The following is an 18,671-nucleotide window of genomic DNA, read 5'->3' as shown; positions in this document are numbered from 1 at the left end:
GTTCGAGGTTTACGACTTCTGTCCTTCGAGCGCCGATGCATCGGCAGGCTGCGGCGCTTGAACCAGCTCGATGCGATAGCCGTCGGGATCTTCGATGAAGGCGACGACACTCTCGCCATGTCTTTGAGCCCGCGGTGGGCGCGGCATGGGCACCCCTGCGGCGGCGAGCCGATCGCATAGGCGCGTGATGTTCTCGACGCCGATCGCGATATGGCCGAAGGCGTCGCCGACGACATAGGGCTCGTCTTGCATCCAATTGGCGACGAGCTCGATCGTCATGCCGGAATAGCCGCCGCCATATCCGAGATAGGCTTGCGAGAACATGTTCTTCTTGTGCTCTCGCCGCTCCAGCACCCGCATCCCGAGACGCTCTGTATAAAAACCGATCGAGCGGTCGAGATCGGCGACGCGGAGCATCGCATGCAGCAGACGAAATTCGCCGGCGTCGATCGGCGTCCCTCGCTTGGCTTCCATCTTGGCGGCGTAGAGCTCGCGCAGAGCCTCGTCGACATTCCGACCGGCATACATATTCGTGGCTTCGACGCCTCGCGCCGAAAGCGACTCCTGGGGAGTGGCCCCGATCTTTGCGACGAGGAGAACGGCGCAGTCCGCGATCATGCGATAGATCGTCTCGCGCGGATCTTCGTCCTCGCTCAGCGCATGCTCCGCCACCCGGCGCGTAGCGACAGGGTGCGGACCCTCGGCGTCGAGATCGAAGACGCTGAAGACATCGGCGTGACCGAAGTGCAGATCGACGCGCAAACCTTCTCGCGTCGCCACCGCGACACGCAGAACGAACGAAGCGTCGTCCTTCTCCTGAGTTTCGATCTTCTCTTGAAGAACCGTATCGAGCATGGTCGCCCTCATGGTTTCCGGCAGAGGGACGGCAGCATAAGACATGCCATGGCGGCTCCCCGACGAATCCGCCTTATTTCCGCAAAGCCCGGCGCAGTCGGGTACGAACTCGCAGAGTTTCGTACCTATCGGTGCAGCGCCTTTACGATCTGGTCTTCACGGCTCACGTGAAGCTCGAGCAGGCCGAGAGCAGACGGGCAGAATTCACTGGCGCGCGCGGACGCAGCGCCTGTCTTCTCTTATGAAATGCGACATCGGGCGCTCGCTGCGCCCATTGAACGCCGCGATGAAGGGCCGAACTTTTCGCTTGGCACGCTTCCTGCGAAACAGGGCCGAACGGCAATGGTCCTATACCGCTCGTTTCCATCGCCGCCACCCTGACGCACCGGCTCTACACGGCTCGCTTTTGTGAGGAGGAAGACTCATGCCTATGGTTCTATTGGAATGCGACAAGGCGATACCGGAACGCCAGCAGCATATCTATCTGAAGGTCGAGGGAGAGGATCAGCGCGACTATCTTCCCGTCTCCAACGCCTCCACCATTCCCGGCACCTTGTCCGAGCGCGGCTGCGCTTTCTGCGGCGCCAAGCTCGTGATCGGCGGCGTGCTCAAGGACACGATCCAAATGATTCACGGGCCGATCGGCTGCGCCTATGACACCTGGCACACCAAGCGGTATCCGACCGACAACGGCCATTTCAACATGAAATATGTCTGGTCGACGGACATGAAGGAGAGCCACATCGTCTTCGGCGGCGAGAAGCGCCTCGAGAAGTCGATCAACGAAGCCTTCGACGAAATGCCCGACATCAAGCGCATGTTCGTCTACACGACCTGCCCCACGGCGTTGATCGGCGACGACATCAAGGCGGTCGCCAAGAAGGTCATGTCGGAGCGTCCCGACGTCGACATCTTCACCTGCGAATGCCCCGGTTTCGCAGGCGTCTCGCAGTCGAAGGGCCATCACGTGCTCAACATCGGCTGGATCAACGAGAAAGTCGGAACGCTGGAGCCCGAGATCACCAGCGACTACACGATGAATTTCATCGGCGACTTCAACATCCAGGGCGATACCCAGCTGTTGCAGACGTACTGGGACCGGCTCGGCATTCAGGTTATCGCTCACTTCACCGGCAATGGCACCTATGACGCGCTGCGCGGAATGCATCGCGCACAGCTCAACGTCGTCAATTGCGCGCGCTCGTCGGGCTACATCGCCAACGAGTTGAAAAAGCAATACGGCATTCCGCGCCTCGATATAGATAGCTGGGGCTTCAGCTATATGGCTGAAGGCATCCGAAAGATTTGCGCGTTTTTCGGCATCGAGGATCGTGGCGAGGCCCTGATCGCTGACGAATACGCCAAATGGAAAGGTAAGCTCGACTGGTACAAGGAAAGGCTGCAAGGCAAGAAAATGGCGATCTGGACCGGTGGTCCGCGCCTGTGGCACTGGACCAAGTCGGTGGAAGACGATCTCGGAATTCAGGTCGTGGCCATGTCGTCGAAATTCGGCCATCAGGAGGATTTCGAAAAGGTGATCGCCCGCGGTCAGGCCGGCACCTATTACATCGATGACGGCAACGAGCTGGAATTCTTCGAGATCATCGACCTCGTCAAGCCGGACGTCATCTTCACCGGCCCGCGCGTCGGCGAGCTCGTGAAGAAGCTGCATATCCCCTATGTCAACGGCCACGGCTACCACAATGGTCCGTATATGGGCTTCGAAGGATTCGTGAACCTCGCCCGCGACACCTACAACGCCGTCCACAATCCCCTTCTGAAGCTCGCCGCCAATGATATTCGCGGCGATCGGACGGCCCTTCTGACGGAGGCGGCGGAATGAGCGAGCAGCAGGTCAAGCAACTCTTCGATTACGTGCAGTCTCGTTATCTGTGGCAATTTTTCTCCCGGTCCTGGGACCGGGAGGAGAATATCGAGGGCATCCTCGGCGCCGCAAACGATCTGTTCCATGGACGCCAGCCCAAGAAGCACGCGCCGATGGATCGGCTGTTCTACGCCGACGCGCTCGAAGTCGTGAAGGATTTCAAGGAGAACTTCCCCTGGCTCGACTCGCTCGAACCGACGAAGATCTCCGAGTTGTTCGACGGACTGAAGGCGATGCTGCGCGAGCACACGATCACGAAATCGCTCAATCACGAGCTCAATCACACGCTCTACTGAGCATTTGGCCGCTGTGTTCGCGCGGCGGCCTCTGCCCCGAATTCACCGCGGCTCCGCCGCTCAACGAAAGGAACCCGCCATGGGTTGCGAAATCACAACGCGTGAAAGGGCCGGCGTCATCAATCCGATGTACGACTGCCAGCCCGCGGGCGCGCAATATGCCGGCATCGGCATGAAGGACTGCATTCCGCTCGTTCACGGCGGCCAGGGCTGCACCATGTTCGTGCGCCTCCTGTTCGCCCAGCATTTCAAGGAGAATTTCGACGTCGCCTCGACGTCGCTGCACGAGGACTCGGCGGTGTTCGGCGGCCATCAGCGCATACAGGACGGCATTCTGACGCTCGTTCGCCGCTATCCCAACCTGCGCATCATTCAGGTCATCACGACCTGCTCGACGGAGGTCATCGGCGACGACATCGAGGGCAACATCAAATATGCGCAGGATCAGATCGCCAAGGAATTTCCAGGGCGTAAGGTCTATGTCGTGCCGTGCCACACGCCGAGCTTCAAATCGAGCCAGGTCGGCGGCTATTCCGAATGCGTTCTCTCCACCTGGAAGACGATCGCGACCGAGAAGGCCGCCCCGACCGGCAAGCTCAACATCTTCCCCGGCTGGGTCAATCCCGGCGACGTGCAGCTGTTGAAATATTACGCCGAGGAAATGGGCGTCGACGCCGACATCTTCATGGACACGGAAGATTTCGACTCGCCCATGCTGCCCGACCGCACGATCCACACCCACGGCCGGACAACAGTCGAAGACATCAAAGCCTCGACCGGCGCGCTGGCTTCGCTGTCTCTCGCCCGCTACGAGGCCGCCTCGACGGTGGATTTCCTCAAGAACAGCTTCGACGTTCCCGGCTATCAGGTCGCGGCGCCCTATGGCATCGCCAACACCGACGCCATGCTGAAGAAAATCAGCGAGATCACCGGCCAGCCGATCCCCGACTCGCTCGTCCATGAGCGCGGCGTCGCGATCGACGCGCTGCAGGACCTCGCTCACATGTTCTTCGCCAATAAGAAGGTGGCGATCTTCGGCCATCCGGATCTCGTGATCGGCCTCGCCGAATTCTGCGCCGAGGTGGAGCTCGAGCCGACCCTTCTGCTGCTCGGCGACGACAACACCCGCTACAAGAAGGATCCGCGCATCATCGCCATGAAGGAGAAGGTGCATTGGGACATGGAGGTCGTCTGCAACGCGGACCTCTGGGAACTGGAGCGTCGCGTCAAGGACAGCTCGAAGAAATACGATCTGATCCTCGGCCATTCCAAGGGCCGTTACGTGGCGATCGACGCCAATATCCCGATGGCGCGCGTCGGCTTCCCGACCTTCGACCGCGCCGGCCTCTATCGCCATCCGACGATGGGCTACAAGGGCGCGATGCTGGTTGCGGAGCAGATCGCCAACGCGATGTTCACGCATATGGAATACACACGCGATCGCGAGTGGATCCTCAACACCTGGTGAGATGCATTCGGGGAGCGGCAATGTCCGCTCCCCATCTCTATCCAATTCCGGAGCGCTTGCCTTGGGCTTCACGCAAAAATTGCTCGTCGATCCTTCTATCGGCTGGTCCAAGAATCTACGCTTGCCCGAGTATCGCCAGATCGAGCTCTACACGAAGCGCAAGGCGCTCGAGTTTCTAGAGCCGCCGGCGCCGGACGACGTTCCGATCGACCGCATAGCAGCCGCCGCCCGCGCAGCGCTTCTGTTCGAAGCCACGCTCGCAGAAGCCTATCCGACCGAGCTTCCGTTGACCTCCTGGGCGCGTTGCAAAGAAATTCCCAAAAGCACCCAGACGGAGAAAATTCTCTGCGAGCTGCATCGCATCATGCGCATCGTGCGAAAGATCTCGTTCAACGCCTTCGGCCATGCGGATCTGCGCGACGGGATCGTCTGTCTCAACGGGGCGATCGACAAGGTGGCGCTATCGCTCGAGATCACGGCCGCCGGGCTCGACCTGCTCGAGACGATGGTCGCCTATTGGCTCCACGCGCGAGACAGCCTCTATCCAGAGGCCTATGTGGAGGCCATGCTGGCGGAATATTTCGCCGATGTCGTCGCCGAGATCAAACGCTTCTCCGACGAGGATCGCATTCTGTACCAGTTTCGTCGGCGCGCTCCGTTCAATCGCCATTTCCGCTTCGATTGCGACAATCCGAAAGTCACGCTCGAGGACGGGCGCGTGATGTTCGAGATCGGCGAACGCTTTCGCGATCCGGCGCGCTATGCGATCGATTTTTTCGTCGCCCTGGACGACGCCTTGCACATCATTCCGGTCGAGGCGCTCGACCGTGGCTCGATCGCCCGCGACCAGTTGATCAAATGGCGCGCCCGCACGCCGGATGGCCTCTCTCTTCCCGCTTTCTTCCGCACCCGCTTCGCGCGGGAGAAAATCATCGTCGGGCAGCCGATGACCTGAGATCCAAAAGGAGTCGAATAGATGGACGCTCCGCATTTGCGCATCGCGATCACGACGAACAATCTGGTCGATCTGGACGCCAATTTCGTCGCCGCCAAGCAGTTCGTGTTCTACGATGTTTCGGCGGAAGATTCGGAATTCGTCGACGTCGCGCATTTCGCGCGCGGCGGCAAAGGGAAGGCCAAGGGCGGCGGTCGCGAGAATAATGGAGGCCGCTGCGTCATGGACGATATGGAGAATGACGACGGCTCTGGGCGCGATCCGCTGGTCGAGCGCGTCGAATCCCTCGAAGGTTGCGGAATTCTCTTCACGCTGGGCCTGAGCGATCTCGCCGCCGTGCGCGTGAATGATCTGAAGGTTTTCCCGGTCAAGAGCGAAAGGGTCCGGCCGATCGAGGAGGTCATCGCTCAGGTTCAGGCGATGATGTCCGGCGCGCAGCCGCTCTGGATGCGGCGCGCGCTCAGTCGCCGGAGCGGCGCGCCATTGGCGGAGCAGAGCGCCTACTGACAGCGATTTGGAACTCTTGTTCGGCTGGACGCCGCCCTGCCGAACTCGCGTCTGGTTGTCGCGTCAGTCGCTGTTCAGGAAACGCCGGCGTACGGCCGCGCCCAAAATATTCACGATCGTCACCAAGCCCGACAGCACGATGATCAAGGCGGACGCCTCCCGATATTCGAACAGGTGGAAGGCCGTCACGATTTCGAGGCCGAAGCCGCCGGCGCCGACCAGTCCGAGGGTCGTCGCCGCACGCAGATTGTGCTCGAAACGATAGATCATCGCATCGGTGAGCCGGGGCAACGCCTGAGGCAATATCGCGAAACGGAAGACGCCGATCGGCGACGCGCCATGGGCTCGCAGCGCCGCCGCGGGCCCGGGATCAACATGCTCGATCGCTTCGAAGAAGAGCTTACCGAGCATGCCGCTCGAATGAACGCCGAGGGCCAGCACGCCCGGCAGCGGTCCGAAGCCGACCGCGGCGACGAATATCACGGCCCAGACCAGGCCGGGCAGCGAGCGGACGGCGTTCAGCGCCAATCGCACGATCTGGCTCACCCATGAAGGGGAGCCGACATTGTGCGCCGACAATGCCGCGAGGGGGAGCGCGAGCGCCGCGCCGAAGGCCGTTCCGGCCACGCCCGTGGCCAGAGTTTCGAGAAGCGGCCGGCCCCATTCGCGCCAGCGCGAGAAGTCGGGCGGCGCCGAATCGACGACGAGGCGCAGCATTGTGGGCGCCGCATCGGCGTAACGCGTCGGATCGAGCGCGCCGGCGTAGGCGAAGGCGCTCGCGATGACGATCATAGCCGAAGCGGACATGCCGAAGTTGCGCAGCCGACGATGCCGCCATTGCGTGGCCAGCTCGCCGAATGCATTGGCCGCGGCGACCTCGCTCATTGCGGAGTCCAAGCGGTTCTCGCGCTGACGGCTCGGACGGCGTCGACCCATTTGCGGACCTTGTCGACATCCGAATCGATGGCGGGGATGAAGGCCTCGGCTCGAAACACGCCGAGAACGGCCGGGTCCTTGACGTCGATGAAAGCTCTTCTGATCTCCTCCTCGAACGCCGGGTCGAGACCGTCGCGGAATGTCCACATATATTCGGGAATAGGCGGTGAATCCTGCAGCACGCGCACCTTGTCGCTCGGTATCCTTCCCTCCTTCGACAATCGCTCGAAGATCGGCTTCGACAGGCCTCCGGCCGCGACCTTCTTGTTCGCGACGGCGAGCGCCACGGCGTCATGCGCGCCGAGGACGCGCAAAGTGTAGTCGCGACCGGAAACGAGACCTTCATTCAACAATTGCCATCGCGGAACCCATGTCCCAGATGTGGACGCGGGATCGCCGAAAGCGATTTCCTTGCCCTCGAGATCGGCGAGCTTCTCGGCCGGGCTGTCGGCCGGAACGATGATCGTCGCCTGGAAGGTCGGGCCGACGCCGGCATGGGTCGGCCGCGCGAAGGGCTCGAGCGGCGAGCGTTTGGATTGAAGAATATAGGTCACCGGGCCGAGATAGGCGATATCGAGACGCCCGAAGCGAAGCGCTTCCGATGTCGCGGCGTAATCGGCGCCGACGATGATCTCGACCGGCAGTTTCAGCCTTTCTTCGAGATAGGCGCGCAAGGGCTCGTTCAGACGCATCACCGTCGGCGCCGATTCTCCGGGCAACAGGCCGATCAGAAGCTTTTTCGGCCGCTCCTGCGCCGCGGCGCCCGATGCGCTGAACAAGGCGACGTTCATGGCTATTGCGGCCATGCCGAGGAAGCGAGAAATTTTCATCTGGATCATTGCCGACTCCTGTCTCACCATTGTTGCGTCGCCGTATCGACAGCGGCGAACGCTCTTTCCTCAGTCTCCGCGTCGAAGGCCGCGGTCGGCCCCTCGAAGACGATCCGGCCGGAATTGATCGCGACGATTCGATCGGCGAATGCGCGCGCCAGCGAGATCTGGTGCAGCACGAGAACGATCGTGACGCCGTCGCGCTCGGCGAGAGCGCGCAGGTCTTCGCCGATCCGACGAGCGCGTGGAGGGTCGAGAGATGAAAACGGCTCGTCGGCGAGCAGGAGACGCGGGCGACGGGAGAGCGCGCGTGCGATCCCGATACGTTGCTTCTCGCCGCCGGATAGTTTCTCGACGCGATCGAAGGCGCGGGACAGCATGCCGACGTCCCGCAAAGCCTGCGCGGCGCGCTCGCGCGCGCTGGCGGACCAGGGCAGGGGCGAGAACGGATTGCGTTCGTCCGCCAATCCCAGCAACACATTATCGAGCGCTCCGAGTCGCCCGATCAGCGCATGATCCTGAAAAATCGTCGCGGTCTGTCGGCGCATTCGCGCCCACTTCTCCGCATCGTTCAACGGGCCTATGTCGGCTGCGTCGATCCGGCCGCCGGTCGGCGCGATCAGACCATTGATCACATTGATCAGCGTCGTCTTTCCCGCGCCCGATGGACCGACGATCGCCGTCACTCGACCACGCTCGACTTCGAATGAGATGCGCTCGAGAATGCGCCTGCCATTGCGCTCGACGTCGAGATCGCCGATCGTCAACGCCGCTTCGGCCAATCGGGTTCTTGGAGACACGTGCATGTTCATTATCGCCGCGCCTCGACGGAGCCTGGAGAACTCGATGTCGTCGCCTTCGGAAGTGACGATGGAGCGTGCGCGCGATCGTCGTCTGTCCGAGCAGCCTCGATCGCGGCCATTGCAGGGCAATTCGAGCTTCGGGCTCGCGATGTCGAACGTCGTGGAGAGATCGTCGAACGGCGTTCCGTGGACATGGCGTCTCCCGAAAGAATCCTGTCGCGCTCAGCGCACAGGGCTCTGTGTCGATCCTGGTCGAGGAGAACGGCTCATGCCGCGGACGGTCGCCGCGCGAGCGGCGACATGATCGAGCTCTCGTCCGAGAAGCGCCCGATCATCGATCTCCTACGAGCAGGATTCGCGCCACGAGGACGTCGAACGCTTCCGCTCGCGATTTCGCGCGCCCGTCTTCGAATCGCACTCTCTCGTCTGCACGGAAATGTACGAATCGAGAAAATCCGCTCGGGAAGGTGCGGGTCATGCGAACTGCGCCGTTACGAAGGGCTCGCACGAAAACTCGTGGCGTTTCGCGCGCGAAACGTCGATGCGCGCCTCATCGACCGAGATGGCCCGACCCTTGCTCCGGAACTCGCGGAAACTCGACGGATGCCTCAATGTCGCAGCGCGCTCGCTACGCTTCCTCGCCGGCAATGGAAGGAGACGCCGGCCGTTCCCGATTGCCGCCCGCGCAATCGGAAGCGGGGCGGCCGTGCTGGCTCCGTCCCGGCGTGATCGTGCATGATCCCTCGGTGAGCGTCGACGGGCTGCTGATCGAATTCGCCGCAGAACTACGACAACGCGGTTTCGCCGTGCGCGGTTTCGCGCGCGACCACGGCGCAGTCGCATCCGGCAATGTCCCGCTTTCGATCGATCTCTCCTCCGGCGCCGCATTCGTCGAAGAGCCGGGAGCCGCGGCCGCTCATCTCGAGCGGGCGATAGAGGACGAGGCGGATCTTTTCGCCGTCGGCCGCTTTCCGGCCTGCCTCGACGCCACGCGGGAAGTCGGCCTCCCGATCGGCTCGGGTCACGCGAAAGGGCTGCCTGTTCTCACTGCCATCGCCGGCCAATCGATCCATCATTGGCACAGTTTCGTGCGACGCGAAGGCTCGATGGTCGCGCCGGACCGTCGCTCATTATGGCGATGGTGGGGGCAAGACAAACTCTATCGGGATCTGGTTCTCGGCGTGGCCGAGGATGACGTCGTTCGGATCACATGCGGTCCGCGCTGGATTATGGTGGAGGGACGCAGCGGCGCCGGCCTCGCCTATCTTCCCCGCCATCCGCGCGAACTGACGCCCTCCTTGCCGAAACTGAGACGTGAGAGCCTTCGCACTCTCGCTCGCTTCAGCCTTTCGTGGAATCCGCTCGAGGCGGCTCTCGGAGTGGCGGCGACCAACGCCCATTACAATCGCTTCGATCTCGAGGGCGTCCAGGGCAATGGCGTTCGACGCTTCCGCAAGGTTCCGGGGCCTGTGGTCGTCGTCGGCGCGTTTCCGGGAGTGGACTCCATCCTCCCCGAATGCCTCATCATCGAGAAAGAGCCGCGGCCGGGCGAATATCCGACGGCCGCCATGGAATCGCTCCTGCCGGGCTGCAGCGGCGCCATCGTCAACTCGTCGGCGCTCGTCAATCAGAGCCTGCTGCGCATTTTACGCCTCGTCGACCATCAGGCCGTCGCGCTGATCGGTCCCTCCACGCCCATGACATCGCGCTTGCACGAATATGGCCTCGCCGTCCTCGGCGGCTTCATCGTGCGCGACGCCGACGGTCTCGCGACTGCGATCGAAGCAGGAGCGCTGCCCAAAGATTTCGGCCGTTTCGGCCGCTATGTCCATCTCGCCGAGGACGTCGCCGCGGCAGCCTGAATCGAGAACCGATCCTCGTTCCCGACGCGACCGGTCCCGAGCTGGAGCGTCCGACACGGCATGAGCCGTTTCCCTGTCGTCTCGGATCCCGCGCGAGCCGCATCCGAACCCTGGAGATCGATCATGCATCTCGAAATCTCGCTCAATCGATATGTGGGCGCGCTGCGCCATCAGGGCCACGCCTATGACGCCATCGCTTTCGCTCTGGCGGAGTGCGCCGTCGATGCGCTGATCGCGGCCGGTTTTCGCAACGCCGCTCTCGACGCCGGTTTGGCCACCGTGATGGGCGCGATGCGGGAACGCGCGGCCGAAATGCGCGCGATGGGCGCGCCTCCCGCGCCGAGATTGGTGAAGCTCGACGGAGGCGCCTCGGTTATCCCGTGCGAAGCCGGTGATCGGGAGCGCGGAGGCCCGGCGTCGGAGCGTAGCAGGAGCTGCTCGTCGAACAAGACGGCGCCGGTTCGGCTCGTCGGAGAGCCGGCGTGAACGGCTTCATGAGCCGTTGACGCCACCGCGAACTTTCACCGACGGCGTAGCGCCGGAAAACGAGCAGAATTTCTGGCGCGCGGTTTGCTCGATAATCCGGACCGCAAATTCTGGAGCGAGTATCGACAATGGAGCGACAAGGAATCGCCAGAAGGCTGTTGCGGCCGCCGCCCTCGCCGGCGACGCATATTTTCTTTCTCGCACGCTCGGCGCCGCTGGCGCCGGATTACGCTCCCGCCTCCTATTCCGGAGACGGGGGCTATCCGGCCTATTACCATCGCGTCTGGAGCGTGTTGCGCGATTTCGGCTATACGGTGACGACATCCAACCGCTTTCGCGCGCTCGACGCAGCAGCCCCCTCGATCGATCTGGTGTTCTCGCTCTACAACAGAGCGCCTTTCGACAATCCGGAAATCTTCGTCGCCTCGACTTGCGAATTTCTGCGTCTGCCCCATGTCGGCGCCAAGCCCAATATTCGCGCGCTCGCCGAGGACAAATGGCTGACCAAGATTCTCGCTCGTTCCATCGGCCTGCCGGTGGCGGAAGGCGCGGTCTACGCCCGCCGCGAAGACCTCGAAAATCCACCGCCGTTCGGCGGGCCTTATTTTGTGAAGAATCGATTCGGAGCCGCCTCCGAAGGCGTCACGGATCAATCGATACAGGACGATTGGACGGGCGCCGCGCGCATCGCGGAGACTTTGTTCGCGCTCGGCATGTCGGTGCTCGTCGAACGATATGTCCCCGGAATCGACGTGACGGTCCCCGTTCTCGGCGGCGATGAGCCGATTGTTCTCGGACTGGTGCGGCCCCGGTCGAATCGGCTCGGCGCCATCGTCACCGAGGACCTGAAGCGCAATGATCCTCTCGGCTACGAGTTATTCGAGAGCCCGGATCACGCGCGGCATTTCCACGCCGATGTCCGCGCGCTCTGGGCGGTCGCGGGGCCGATGGATTATTTACGCCTCGACTATCGTTTCGATCCGGCGACCGGCCGGCGCGTCTTCCTCGAATTCAATATTTGCTGCCATATCGGTCGCAGCGGCGCGATCTGCCTCGCCGCGGCGCAATGGGGGCTGAACCAGGCGGACGTCATCGGTCATGTCGTCGAATATTCGCTGCGCCGGCAGATGCGCGAGACGGAGCTTCGACAATGGGTCTCCTGACCGGCCGGCCCGCGCTCGACGCGGCCTTCGACGTCTTCGCCGATCTCTCGGCGCGAGACGAGCCGAACGGATTGGATTTTCTCGGTTCCTGCCCCGTTCCATTGCGTGCGCGAATGCGCGACGACATCGCGCAGATCGCGCGAGAGCATAGCGCCGCCGGCGCCGCGCGCCTGACATGGCGTGTGCCGATGGGGCAAGGCGGCCGGACTCCGATGGAGCGGCTGCGCTTCATTCGCAAATTGGATGATTTTCCGAAATTGCTGGTCTCGTCCGAACATGGCGCCGTCTTCAATCGCGCTTTTCACGCGGCCCATGTCGAGCGCGGCGCCTTCGCCTCGCTGCAGCCGGAAAAGAGCGAGAAAATATTCGTCGACGCGGGGCTTATCGATCCGCTCGGCTGGATCGGCGCCTATGCGATAGCGCCTTTCGTTCTTCTCATCGATCGCGAGAGACTGGGATCGAGGCCCACGCCGCGAAGCTGGGCGGAGCTCGTCGATCCGATCTACCGCGGCGAAGTGATATTCTCCGGCTGGCGACGCGAGGGCGAAACGCGCTGGCGCTCCTATAACCTCTTCTTTCTGGTGGCCATGCTGCGCCTATTGGGCGAAAAAGGGCTCGACGCTCTGCTCGCCAATGCGCCCGGCCTGATGCATTCCGCGCAAATGCCACGCTGCGCGGGGACCGACGCTTCGCTCGGCGCGATCTATGTCCTGCCCTGGGCGCTCGCCGACCTCTGTCCGCGACGCGATCGCAGCGAGGTGGTGTGGCCGCGGGAGGGCGGCCTCGCCTTTCCGCTCTGGATGACGGCCCAAGCCGCACATCTCGAGAAAATAGCGCCTTTCGCCGAATATTTATTCGCGCCCGCGACGGCGCGCTGGCTGGATCACAATCTCTATCCGTCGCTCGCGCCCGGCCGTCCGCGGGTCTTGCCGGACGGGGCGCGACTGCTGTTCCCCGGGTGGGACTATCTTCGCCACCGCTCCATGGCCGGCGACGCGAAGCGCGTCGCCGCGCTGTTCCACGCGAGTCGCGAGACGCTCGACACGGAGGGAAAGAAGAGATGCGCCTGATCGTTGTGGCCGGACCGCCCTCTGTCGGCAAGACCTCGGTCGTCCTCAAGACGGCCGAAACGCTCGCCGGCGGCGCCGGCCGAATCGGCGTCGTCAAGTTCGATTCGCTCGCGAGTTCGGACGAGGCGATCTACGCCAAGGCCGGATTGCCTGTGGTGACGGGGCTGGCGGGCAGCCTGTGCCCCGATCATTTCTTCGTCAGCAACATCGAGGATTGCCTGGACTGGGCTCGCAAGGCGGGGATCGATCTCCTGATCGCCGAGAGCGCGGGCCTGTGCAACCGCTGCTCGCCGCATATCCATGGAATCCTCGGCGTATGCGTCGTCGACACGCTTTCCGGCGTTCACACCCCGCGCAAGATCGGTCCGATGCTGAAGCTCGCCGACATCGTCGTGATCACCAAGGGCGACATCGTCAGCCAGGCCGAACGCGAGGTTTTCGCCTTCAACGTGCAGGCGGCCAATCCGCGCGCCGCGATCCTCCCATTCAACGGAATGACGGGCCAGGGCGCTTCCGAGCTCGCCTTTCATTTCCGCCGGGCCCCGAGCGTCGAGCGCTTGGAAGGAAGCCGGCTGCGATTCCCGATGCCGTCCGCCGTGTGCCCTTATTGCATCGGCGAGACGCTGATCGGCGGAGATCATCAACGCGGCAACGTCCGCAAAATGACGTTCGGAGACGCGACGCCATGAACGCCGACCTCGAAGCGCGACCGTTGAACGACATGCAGGCGCTGGACGCGCGCGGATCGCTCCACGCCGGCCATATCGGCCTGGAACAGGACCATCTGTTTTCTCACATCGACCGGCAAGCCGACGCAGCGCGCGTCGAAGGCCGACGGACGCTGTCGGCGCTGACCTTGCTCGGCGGCGTCGACAAATGCGGAAAACGCGAGGACTTGAACCTCGTGATCGCGGTCGGAGAGATCGTGTGCGTGGTCGGTTCGACCGGCTCCGGCAAGAGCCGGCTCCTCGGCGATATAGAATGTCTCGCACAGGGAGACACGCCCTCCAGGCGCCGAGTCCTGATCGACGGAGCCGAGCCGGAGGCCGCTCTGCGTTTCGGCTCGAAGCGCAGGCTGATCGCCCAACTGTCGCAGAACATGAATTTCGTCGTGGATCTTTCCGTGACGGAATTCCTGAAGATGCACGCCGAGTGCCGTTCGACGGAGAAGCGGGACGACGTGGTCGCCGACATCATCGCCTGCGCCAACGAATTGGCCGGCGAACCGTTCGGTCCGGGCGCGGCCTTGACCCAGCTCAGCGGCGGACAGAGCCGCGCCTTGATGATCGCCGACACCGCCTTGCTGTCGGACTCGCCCATCGTTCTGATCGACGAGATCGAGAACGCCGGAATCGACCGGCGCAAGGCGTTGGACCTTCTCGTCGCGAGCGAGAAGATCGTGCTGATATCGACGCATGATCCCATACTGGCGCTCATGGGAAGCCGCAGGATCGTGGTGCGCAACGGCGCCGTCGCCGACGTGATCGCGACGAGCGCGGCGGAGCGCGCTTGCCTCGAGGAATTGCAGAGGTTGGACGGACGCATCATGGATATTCGCCGGCGTCTGCGAGCGGGACAGAGAATCGGCGACGACGGGGACGAATGAGATGGACGCTTTGACTTTGCTGCTCGAGCGGCGCTCCTGCGCCGCTCTCGCGGAGCCGGCTCCCGACAAAGAAGCGCTCGACCTGATTTTGCGGGCGGCGCTACGTGTTCCCGATTTTCAGGGATTGCATCCGTATCGATTCTTTATCGCTGTCGGCGAAGGCCTCGATCGTCTCGGAGTGATGATGCAGCAGGCGGCGCGCCGATCCGGGCAGCCGGAAGACGTCGTCGAGCGCGCCGCGCATATGCCGAAGCGGGCCCCCATGGTCGTGGTCGTCGCGGCCATCCATCGTCCTCATCCCATCGTCAGGCGCCTCGAGCAGCAACTGACGGCGGGCTGCGCGGTGATGGCGATGCAGATGGCGGCGGTTGCTCTGGGATATGCAGGAATTTGGCGATCTGGCTGGCCGATGTTCGACAGGAATCTGCACGCCGCGCTCGACTTGGCGGAGGGCGATCAGATCGTCGGGTTTCTTTATCTGGGGACGCCGGCGCCGCGACATCGGGACCCTCTTCCCTCGGCCGACATGAAAGAGTTCGTGCGGCGTTTGTGAAGCGCCTGTCGGAATCGGCAATGCGTCGGTCCTCGAGACGCTGGCGAGCGCTCGAGCCGCGAGACATTGCCTCACAGCGTCCGCCCCCTTCGAATCACTCTTTCGCCCCATCGATCGCAATGCATTCTCGCCTTTTGCAGGCGAAGGATCGCGAGGTTCGTTCGCTGCGGAACGTATGATTTCGCAAGAACGACAAATCTGTACAGCGCTCGCATCCCGATGCCGTCGACGTCGCGAAATGCGCCGCGAATGTTCGGCTTTCGCCCTGGCGCCTTTTCTGCTTTGTCGTCTCTGATCGCTTCGCTCCGTCACTCGGACGCCGACCGTTCATCATGTCGTCCCTCGCGGCGACCGACAGCGGCATGAGCCGTTTCCCTCATAACTGTGTCCGCTTGCGTCGACTCCTGCGTCGCGGACGCATCTCGACAGGGACGCCATGTCTGCGCCTGCATCCTTGCGTCCACCCTCGTTTTGCCTCGGCTGCGCGCAGGGCGCGTCCGGTCGACAATGCGTCACACGAAGCCCTCGTCGAAAGCGCTGAAGCTCATGCGATCGGCGAAGCGTCGAAGACGGATCCGGTCGTCGCCTCGCCGATGTCCTCGGGCGAGCGCCATGCTCGGCGCCTTCGACCCAATCCGCGTTTCTGGGGACGGCGGCTCATGCTGAAAGGTTCGACAATGTCTTACAAAGCTCACGGACTTCCCGCCGGCGCCGCGGCGCTCGCCCTGTCGACTTCCATCGCATCCGCGCAAGAGACTCTGCCGACCATCGACGTCGGCGCCCCGCGCGCTCCGTCGAGGGATACGGTCGATCGTGCGGCACCATTGTCGCCCTCGCATGTGGAATCATTCAAATTCGCTCTGCCGCTGTTGGATACGCCGCAGTCGGTCGCGGTAATTCCGAAAACGATCATGCAGGAGACGGGTTCGCGCTCGCTCACGGACGTCTTGCGCAACACGCCCGGCATCACCATCGACGCCGGCGAGAACGGCTTCACGTCGAGCAATAATTTCAGGCTCCGCGGCTTCAACGCCACGAGCGACGTCTTCATCGACAATTCGCGCGACAACGGCAATTATTCCCGTGATATGTTCAACACCGAGCGGGTCGAGGTCTTCAAGGGCGCGGCCGCCGACAATGGTCGCGGCAGCGCCGGCGGCTATGTCAATCTGGTCACCAAGGCGCCCATGCTCGCGAATTTCGTTTCGGGCGATGCGTGGTTCGGCTGGGACCAATACAGATCGGAGTCGCGCAAGCGCGCGACGGTCGACGCCAACTATATCGTTGCGCCGGAAACGGCGGTTCGTCTGAACGCGATGGTCGAGAACAGCGGCGCGCCGGGGCGCGAAATCGCTTTGAACAGGCCGTGGGGCGTCGCGCCGTCGATCGCTTTCGGCCTCGGCGCGAATATGCGCGCTGCCTTCATCTACGAGCATCAGGAACGTCGCGACCTTCCGGACTGGGGCGTTCCGGCGGCCTCGCTCGCGAATATGGCCCGTTCGGATCCGATCGCCATGACGGCGTCGCGGGACACATTCTACGGATTGAAACGCGACTTCGACAATGTCGACGCCAATTCCGCCGAGGCGCGTCTCGCTTACGACGTCCTGCCGAACGTCACCATCGGCAATCAGACGCGCTGGTCGCAAGTGCATCGCTTCGCCAATTACACTTTGCCAGGGGCCCCGGCCGGAGGTTCGCCGCCCGCTTATGTGGCGACGACGGGCATGGTCACGACCCAGAACCAGTCCTACGATCGCACCACCACCACATTGACCAACCAGACCAATGTCTCCGCCGAATTCGAAACGGGGCCGTTCGGCCACGAGCTGTCGACGGGCGTCGATTACTCTCTGGAGCAATCCTTCTCGCTTCGCTTCAACGACACCCAAGACTCGACGTCCCTGTTCTTCCCCGATCCGGATCGTTTTCAAACTCCGGCGATCCCGTTGAACGTCAACAGATTGGAAGTCGAAACGATCGCCGGCTACGCATACGACTCGATCCGCTTGCATCCGCAATGGATCCTCACGGGCGGCGCACGGCTCGAGCATTTTCGCCTCGCGATCGGAATGAAGGATTTGGCCGGTCTGCCGACCGGCAAGTATGACGGCTATGCGGATACGACGACGACCGTCGCCGGCAAGATCGGCGTCGTCTACAAGCCGATCGAGAAGGCGAGCGTCTATGGGTCGGTGAGTTGGTCCAACGAGCCGATGGGCGCGAGCTTTCTCAACTCCGCCGATATTTCGCGCGGAGACGATCGCGCGCTCGTCGTTCTCGTCCCGGGATCGCGACCGATACGGATGGTCAATTACGAAATCGGCGGCAAATGGGACTTGCTCGACGGCCGCCTGTCCACGAGTTTGGCTCTCTTTCACACGGTGAAGACCGTGCCGATCACCGGATGCTACGGCAATCCGCCGGGCCTTCCCGACGCGGGCTGCATCGGCGGAGCCGCCCAGCCCATCACTCTGAAAGGCTACGGAGACCAGATCGCGCAAGGCGTCGAATTCGGCGTCTCGGGCAATGTGACCGACAACTGGCGGCTGTACGGCGGATTTCTCGTCATGCGCAGCGAGCAGAAGCACGCCGCCTATCTGGATTGGTTCCGGATGGCCGCGAGTCCCGGCGATTATCCCGTATACGCGCCGGGCGTCGACGCTCCGGCCGCATTCGCGAACGGCTTCTATCGTCGCGGCGCGAACGGCGACGCGCTCGCCTTCACGCCGAATGTCACCGGCAATTTATGGACGACCTATCGCATCCCGGACACACCCGTCACCGTGGGCGGAGGCTTGAACTATTCCAGCTGGTCATGGGCCGGCCGGCAGGACTATGGCGATCGCATCGTGCCGAACGGCCGCTTCGGCAAGCTGCCGGGCTATTTCGTCGTCAATCTCATGTCGTCCTACGAGCTCTACAAGGACGTCGTCCTCAGCCTCGGCATCGACAATGTCGCCGACACGAAATATGCGGTCAGCGCCAATTTCGGCGCTCAACGGATCATTCTCGGGTCGCCGCGCGCCTATCGTTTGGCGTTGAACTTCAAATATTGATGATTCGCGCGGACATGTCGGCGACTTTGTTCCTCGGCGATCCCGACGACTACGACGGCGGCGAATTGACCGTCATGGGCGAGTTCGCGCCGCATCGGGTGAAATTGCGCGCCAGCCATATGATTCTCCATTCGTCGAGCGCGATTCGTCATGTCGAGCCGGTGACGCGGGCGCGCGTCATGCGGCTTCCTTCCGGATTCGAAGTCTCGTGCGCGAGACCGATCGTCGCCGCCGTATCGCCCGATAATCCGGCAGTGGGACGGCTCACGCGGCTCTATCACAATCTGCTGCGCGACTGGTGCGTCACCTGATGTGGGAAATCCCGGAGCCCGTTTCG

General features: G+C 62.9%; 18 protein-coding genes. 14 read left to right on the top strand and 4 right to left on the bottom strand.

Annotation, left to right across the window (positions count from 1 at the left end):
* Positions 1-9: 9 nt before the first annotated feature.
* Entirely contained in the window at positions 10-900 is an 891-nt protein-coding gene (locus AC6IW9_RS10050) for a VOC family protein (RefSeq protein WP_497772049.1), read from the bottom strand.
* Positions 901-1,279: 379 nt separating this feature from the next.
* Here AC6IW9_RS10050 and vnfD point away from each other — a divergent pair, with 379 nt between their 5' ends.
* The 5 genes from vnfD (at position 1,280) to AC6IW9_RS10025 (ending at position 5,966) form a co-directional block, all read left to right on the top strand.
* Positions 1,280-2,698: a nitrogenase vanadium-iron protein, alpha chain gene (vnfD, locus tag AC6IW9_RS10045; RefSeq protein ID WP_497772048.1), complete on the top strand. Its 1,419-nt coding sequence runs from the start codon at positions 1,280-1,282 to the stop codon at positions 2,696-2,698.
* A complete protein-coding gene (vnfG, locus tag AC6IW9_RS10040) occupies positions 2,695-3,036 on the top strand; it encodes a V-containing nitrogenase subunit delta (protein WP_497772047.1) in 342 nt (113 codons plus the stop codon). The genes vnfD and vnfG overlap by 4 nt, the downstream gene beginning before the upstream one ends.
* Before the next feature lie 79 nt (positions 3,037-3,115).
* Positions 3,116-4,504 carry a nitrogenase component 1 gene (locus AC6IW9_RS10035; RefSeq protein WP_497772046.1) on the top strand — a complete coding sequence of 463 codons (1,389 nt, stop codon included), beginning with the start codon at positions 3,116-3,118 and terminating at the stop codon, positions 4,502-4,504.
* A 61-nt stretch (positions 4,505-4,565) separates the two neighbouring features.
* Entirely contained in the window at positions 4,566-5,459 is an 894-nt protein-coding gene (locus tag AC6IW9_RS10030) for a hypothetical protein (protein ID WP_497772045.1), read from the top strand.
* Positions 5,460-5,480: 21 nt separating this feature from the next.
* The gene (locus AC6IW9_RS10025; RefSeq protein WP_497772044.1) at positions 5,481-5,966 is read left to right on the top strand and encodes a NifB/NifX family molybdenum-iron cluster-binding protein; all 486 of its coding nucleotides are present in this window, start codon (positions 5,481-5,483) and stop codon (positions 5,964-5,966) included.
* A 63-nt stretch (positions 5,967-6,029) separates the two neighbouring features.
* Here the strand turns inward: AC6IW9_RS10025 and phnE are convergent, their stop codons facing one another.
* From phnE to AC6IW9_RS10010, 3 genes are read right to left on the bottom strand one after another with little or no spacing between them, the layout of a single operon-like run.
* Entirely contained in the window at positions 6,030-6,851 is an 822-nt protein-coding gene (phnE, locus tag AC6IW9_RS10020; protein ID WP_497772043.1) for a phosphonate ABC transporter, permease protein PhnE, read from the bottom strand.
* Positions 6,848-7,741, bottom strand: a complete 894-nt coding sequence (gene phnD, locus AC6IW9_RS10015; RefSeq protein WP_497772042.1) for a phosphate/phosphite/phosphonate ABC transporter substrate-binding protein — start codon at positions 7,739-7,741, stop codon at positions 6,848-6,850. The genes phnE and phnD overlap by 4 nt, the downstream gene beginning before the upstream one ends.
* A gap of 14 nt (positions 7,742-7,755) precedes the next feature.
* Positions 7,756-8,538, bottom strand: a complete 783-nt coding sequence (locus AC6IW9_RS10010; protein WP_497772489.1) for an ATP-binding cassette domain-containing protein — start codon at positions 8,536-8,538, stop codon at positions 7,756-7,758.
* Between the two features lie 608 nt (positions 8,539-9,146).
* Here AC6IW9_RS10010 and AC6IW9_RS10005 point away from each other — a divergent pair.
* From AC6IW9_RS10005 to AC6IW9_RS09965, 9 genes are all read left to right on the top strand, one after another.
* Positions 9,147-10,397, top strand: a complete 1,251-nt coding sequence (locus tag AC6IW9_RS10005; protein ID WP_497772041.1) for a Rossmann-like domain-containing protein — start codon at positions 9,147-9,149, stop codon at positions 10,395-10,397.
* A 123-nt stretch (positions 10,398-10,520) separates the two neighbouring features.
* The gene (locus tag AC6IW9_RS10000) at positions 10,521-10,883 is read left to right on the top strand and encodes a hypothetical protein (RefSeq protein ID WP_497772040.1); all 363 of its coding nucleotides are present in this window, start codon (positions 10,521-10,523) and stop codon (positions 10,881-10,883) included.
* A gap of 128 nt (positions 10,884-11,011) precedes the next feature.
* Positions 11,012-12,046 (top strand): D-alanine--D-alanine ligase family protein, encoded by a 1,035-nt coding sequence (locus tag AC6IW9_RS09995; RefSeq protein WP_497772039.1) that lies wholly within the window; start codon positions 11,012-11,014, stop codon positions 12,044-12,046.
* Positions 12,034-13,116, top strand: coding sequence for an ABC transporter substrate-binding protein (locus AC6IW9_RS09990; RefSeq protein WP_497772038.1), 1,083 nt, complete (start codon positions 12,034-12,036; stop codon positions 13,114-13,116). Before AC6IW9_RS09995 ends, AC6IW9_RS09990 begins: the two co-directional genes overlap by 13 nt.
* Positions 13,107-13,805 (top strand): GTP-binding protein, encoded by a 699-nt coding sequence (locus tag AC6IW9_RS09985; protein WP_497772037.1) that lies wholly within the window; start codon positions 13,107-13,109, stop codon positions 13,803-13,805. Before AC6IW9_RS09990 ends, AC6IW9_RS09985 begins: the two co-directional genes overlap by 10 nt.
* Positions 13,802-14,722, top strand: a complete 921-nt coding sequence (locus tag AC6IW9_RS09980; RefSeq protein ID WP_497772036.1) for an ATP-binding cassette domain-containing protein — start codon at positions 13,802-13,804, stop codon at positions 14,720-14,722. Before AC6IW9_RS09985 ends, AC6IW9_RS09980 begins: the two co-directional genes overlap by 4 nt.
* 1 nt (position 14,723) lies before the next feature.
* Entirely contained in the window at positions 14,724-15,275 is a 552-nt protein-coding gene (locus AC6IW9_RS09975; protein ID WP_497772035.1) for an NAD(P)H nitroreductase, read from the top strand.
* A 677-nt stretch (positions 15,276-15,952) separates the two neighbouring features.
* Complete coding sequence (locus tag AC6IW9_RS09970; RefSeq protein ID WP_497772034.1) at positions 15,953-18,334, top strand: TonB-dependent receptor; 2,382 nt, start codon at positions 15,953-15,955, stop codon at positions 18,332-18,334.
* Between the two features lie 14 nt (positions 18,335-18,348).
* Positions 18,349-18,645 carry a hypothetical protein gene (locus AC6IW9_RS09965; protein ID WP_497772033.1) on the top strand — a complete coding sequence of 99 codons (297 nt, stop codon included), beginning with the start codon at positions 18,349-18,351 and terminating at the stop codon, positions 18,643-18,645.
* Positions 18,646-18,671: the final 26 nt, after the last annotated feature.

The organism is Methylosinus sp. shoA (genome assembly GCF_059718125.1).
This window is presented reverse-complemented; position numbering and strand designations above follow the sequence as displayed.

Excerpts from the sequence above, each read along its gene's own strand:
- AC6IW9_RS10050 (WP_497772049.1), bottom strand. The coding sequence starts at position 900 with ATGTCTTATGCTGCCGTCCCTCTGCCGGAAACCATGAGGGCGACCATG.
- vnfD (WP_497772048.1), top strand. The coding sequence starts at position 1,280 with ATGCCTATGGTTCTATTGGAATGCGACAAGGCGATACCGGAACGCCAG.
- vnfG (WP_497772047.1), top strand. The coding sequence starts at position 2,695 with ATGAGCGAGCAGCAGGTCAAGCAACTCTTCGATTACGTGCAGTCTCGT.
- AC6IW9_RS10035 (WP_497772046.1), top strand. The coding sequence starts at position 3,116 with ATGGGTTGCGAAATCACAACGCGTGAAAGGGCCGGCGTCATCAATCCG.
- AC6IW9_RS10025 (WP_497772044.1), top strand. The coding sequence starts at position 5,481 with ATGGACGCTCCGCATTTGCGCATCGCGATCACGACGAACAATCTGGTC.
- phnE (WP_497772043.1), bottom strand. The coding sequence starts at position 6,851 with ATGAGCGAGGTCGCCGCGGCCAATGCATTCGGCGAGCTGGCCACGCAA.
- phnD (WP_497772042.1), bottom strand. The coding sequence starts at position 7,741 with ATGATCCAGATGAAAATTTCTCGCTTCCTCGGCATGGCCGCAATAGCC.
- AC6IW9_RS10010 (WP_497772489.1), bottom strand. The coding sequence starts at position 8,538 with ATGCACGTGTCTCCAAGAACCCGATTGGCCGAAGCGGCGTTGACGATC.
- AC6IW9_RS10005 (WP_497772041.1), top strand. The coding sequence starts at position 9,147 with ATGTCGCAGCGCGCTCGCTACGCTTCCTCGCCGGCAATGGAAGGAGAC.
- AC6IW9_RS10000 (WP_497772040.1), top strand. The coding sequence starts at position 10,521 with ATGCATCTCGAAATCTCGCTCAATCGATATGTGGGCGCGCTGCGCCAT.
- AC6IW9_RS09995 (WP_497772039.1), top strand. The coding sequence starts at position 11,012 with ATGGAGCGACAAGGAATCGCCAGAAGGCTGTTGCGGCCGCCGCCCTCG.
- AC6IW9_RS09990 (WP_497772038.1), top strand. The coding sequence starts at position 12,034 with ATGGGTCTCCTGACCGGCCGGCCCGCGCTCGACGCGGCCTTCGACGTC.
- AC6IW9_RS09985 (WP_497772037.1), top strand. The coding sequence starts at position 13,107 with ATGCGCCTGATCGTTGTGGCCGGACCGCCCTCTGTCGGCAAGACCTCG.
- AC6IW9_RS09980 (WP_497772036.1), top strand. The coding sequence starts at position 13,802 with ATGAACGCCGACCTCGAAGCGCGACCGTTGAACGACATGCAGGCGCTG.
- AC6IW9_RS09975 (WP_497772035.1), top strand. The coding sequence starts at position 14,724 with ATGGACGCTTTGACTTTGCTGCTCGAGCGGCGCTCCTGCGCCGCTCTC.
- AC6IW9_RS09970 (WP_497772034.1), top strand. The coding sequence starts at position 15,953 with ATGTCTTACAAAGCTCACGGACTTCCCGCCGGCGCCGCGGCGCTCGCC.
- AC6IW9_RS09965 (WP_497772033.1), top strand. The coding sequence starts at position 18,349 with ATGTCGGCGACTTTGTTCCTCGGCGATCCCGACGACTACGACGGCGGC.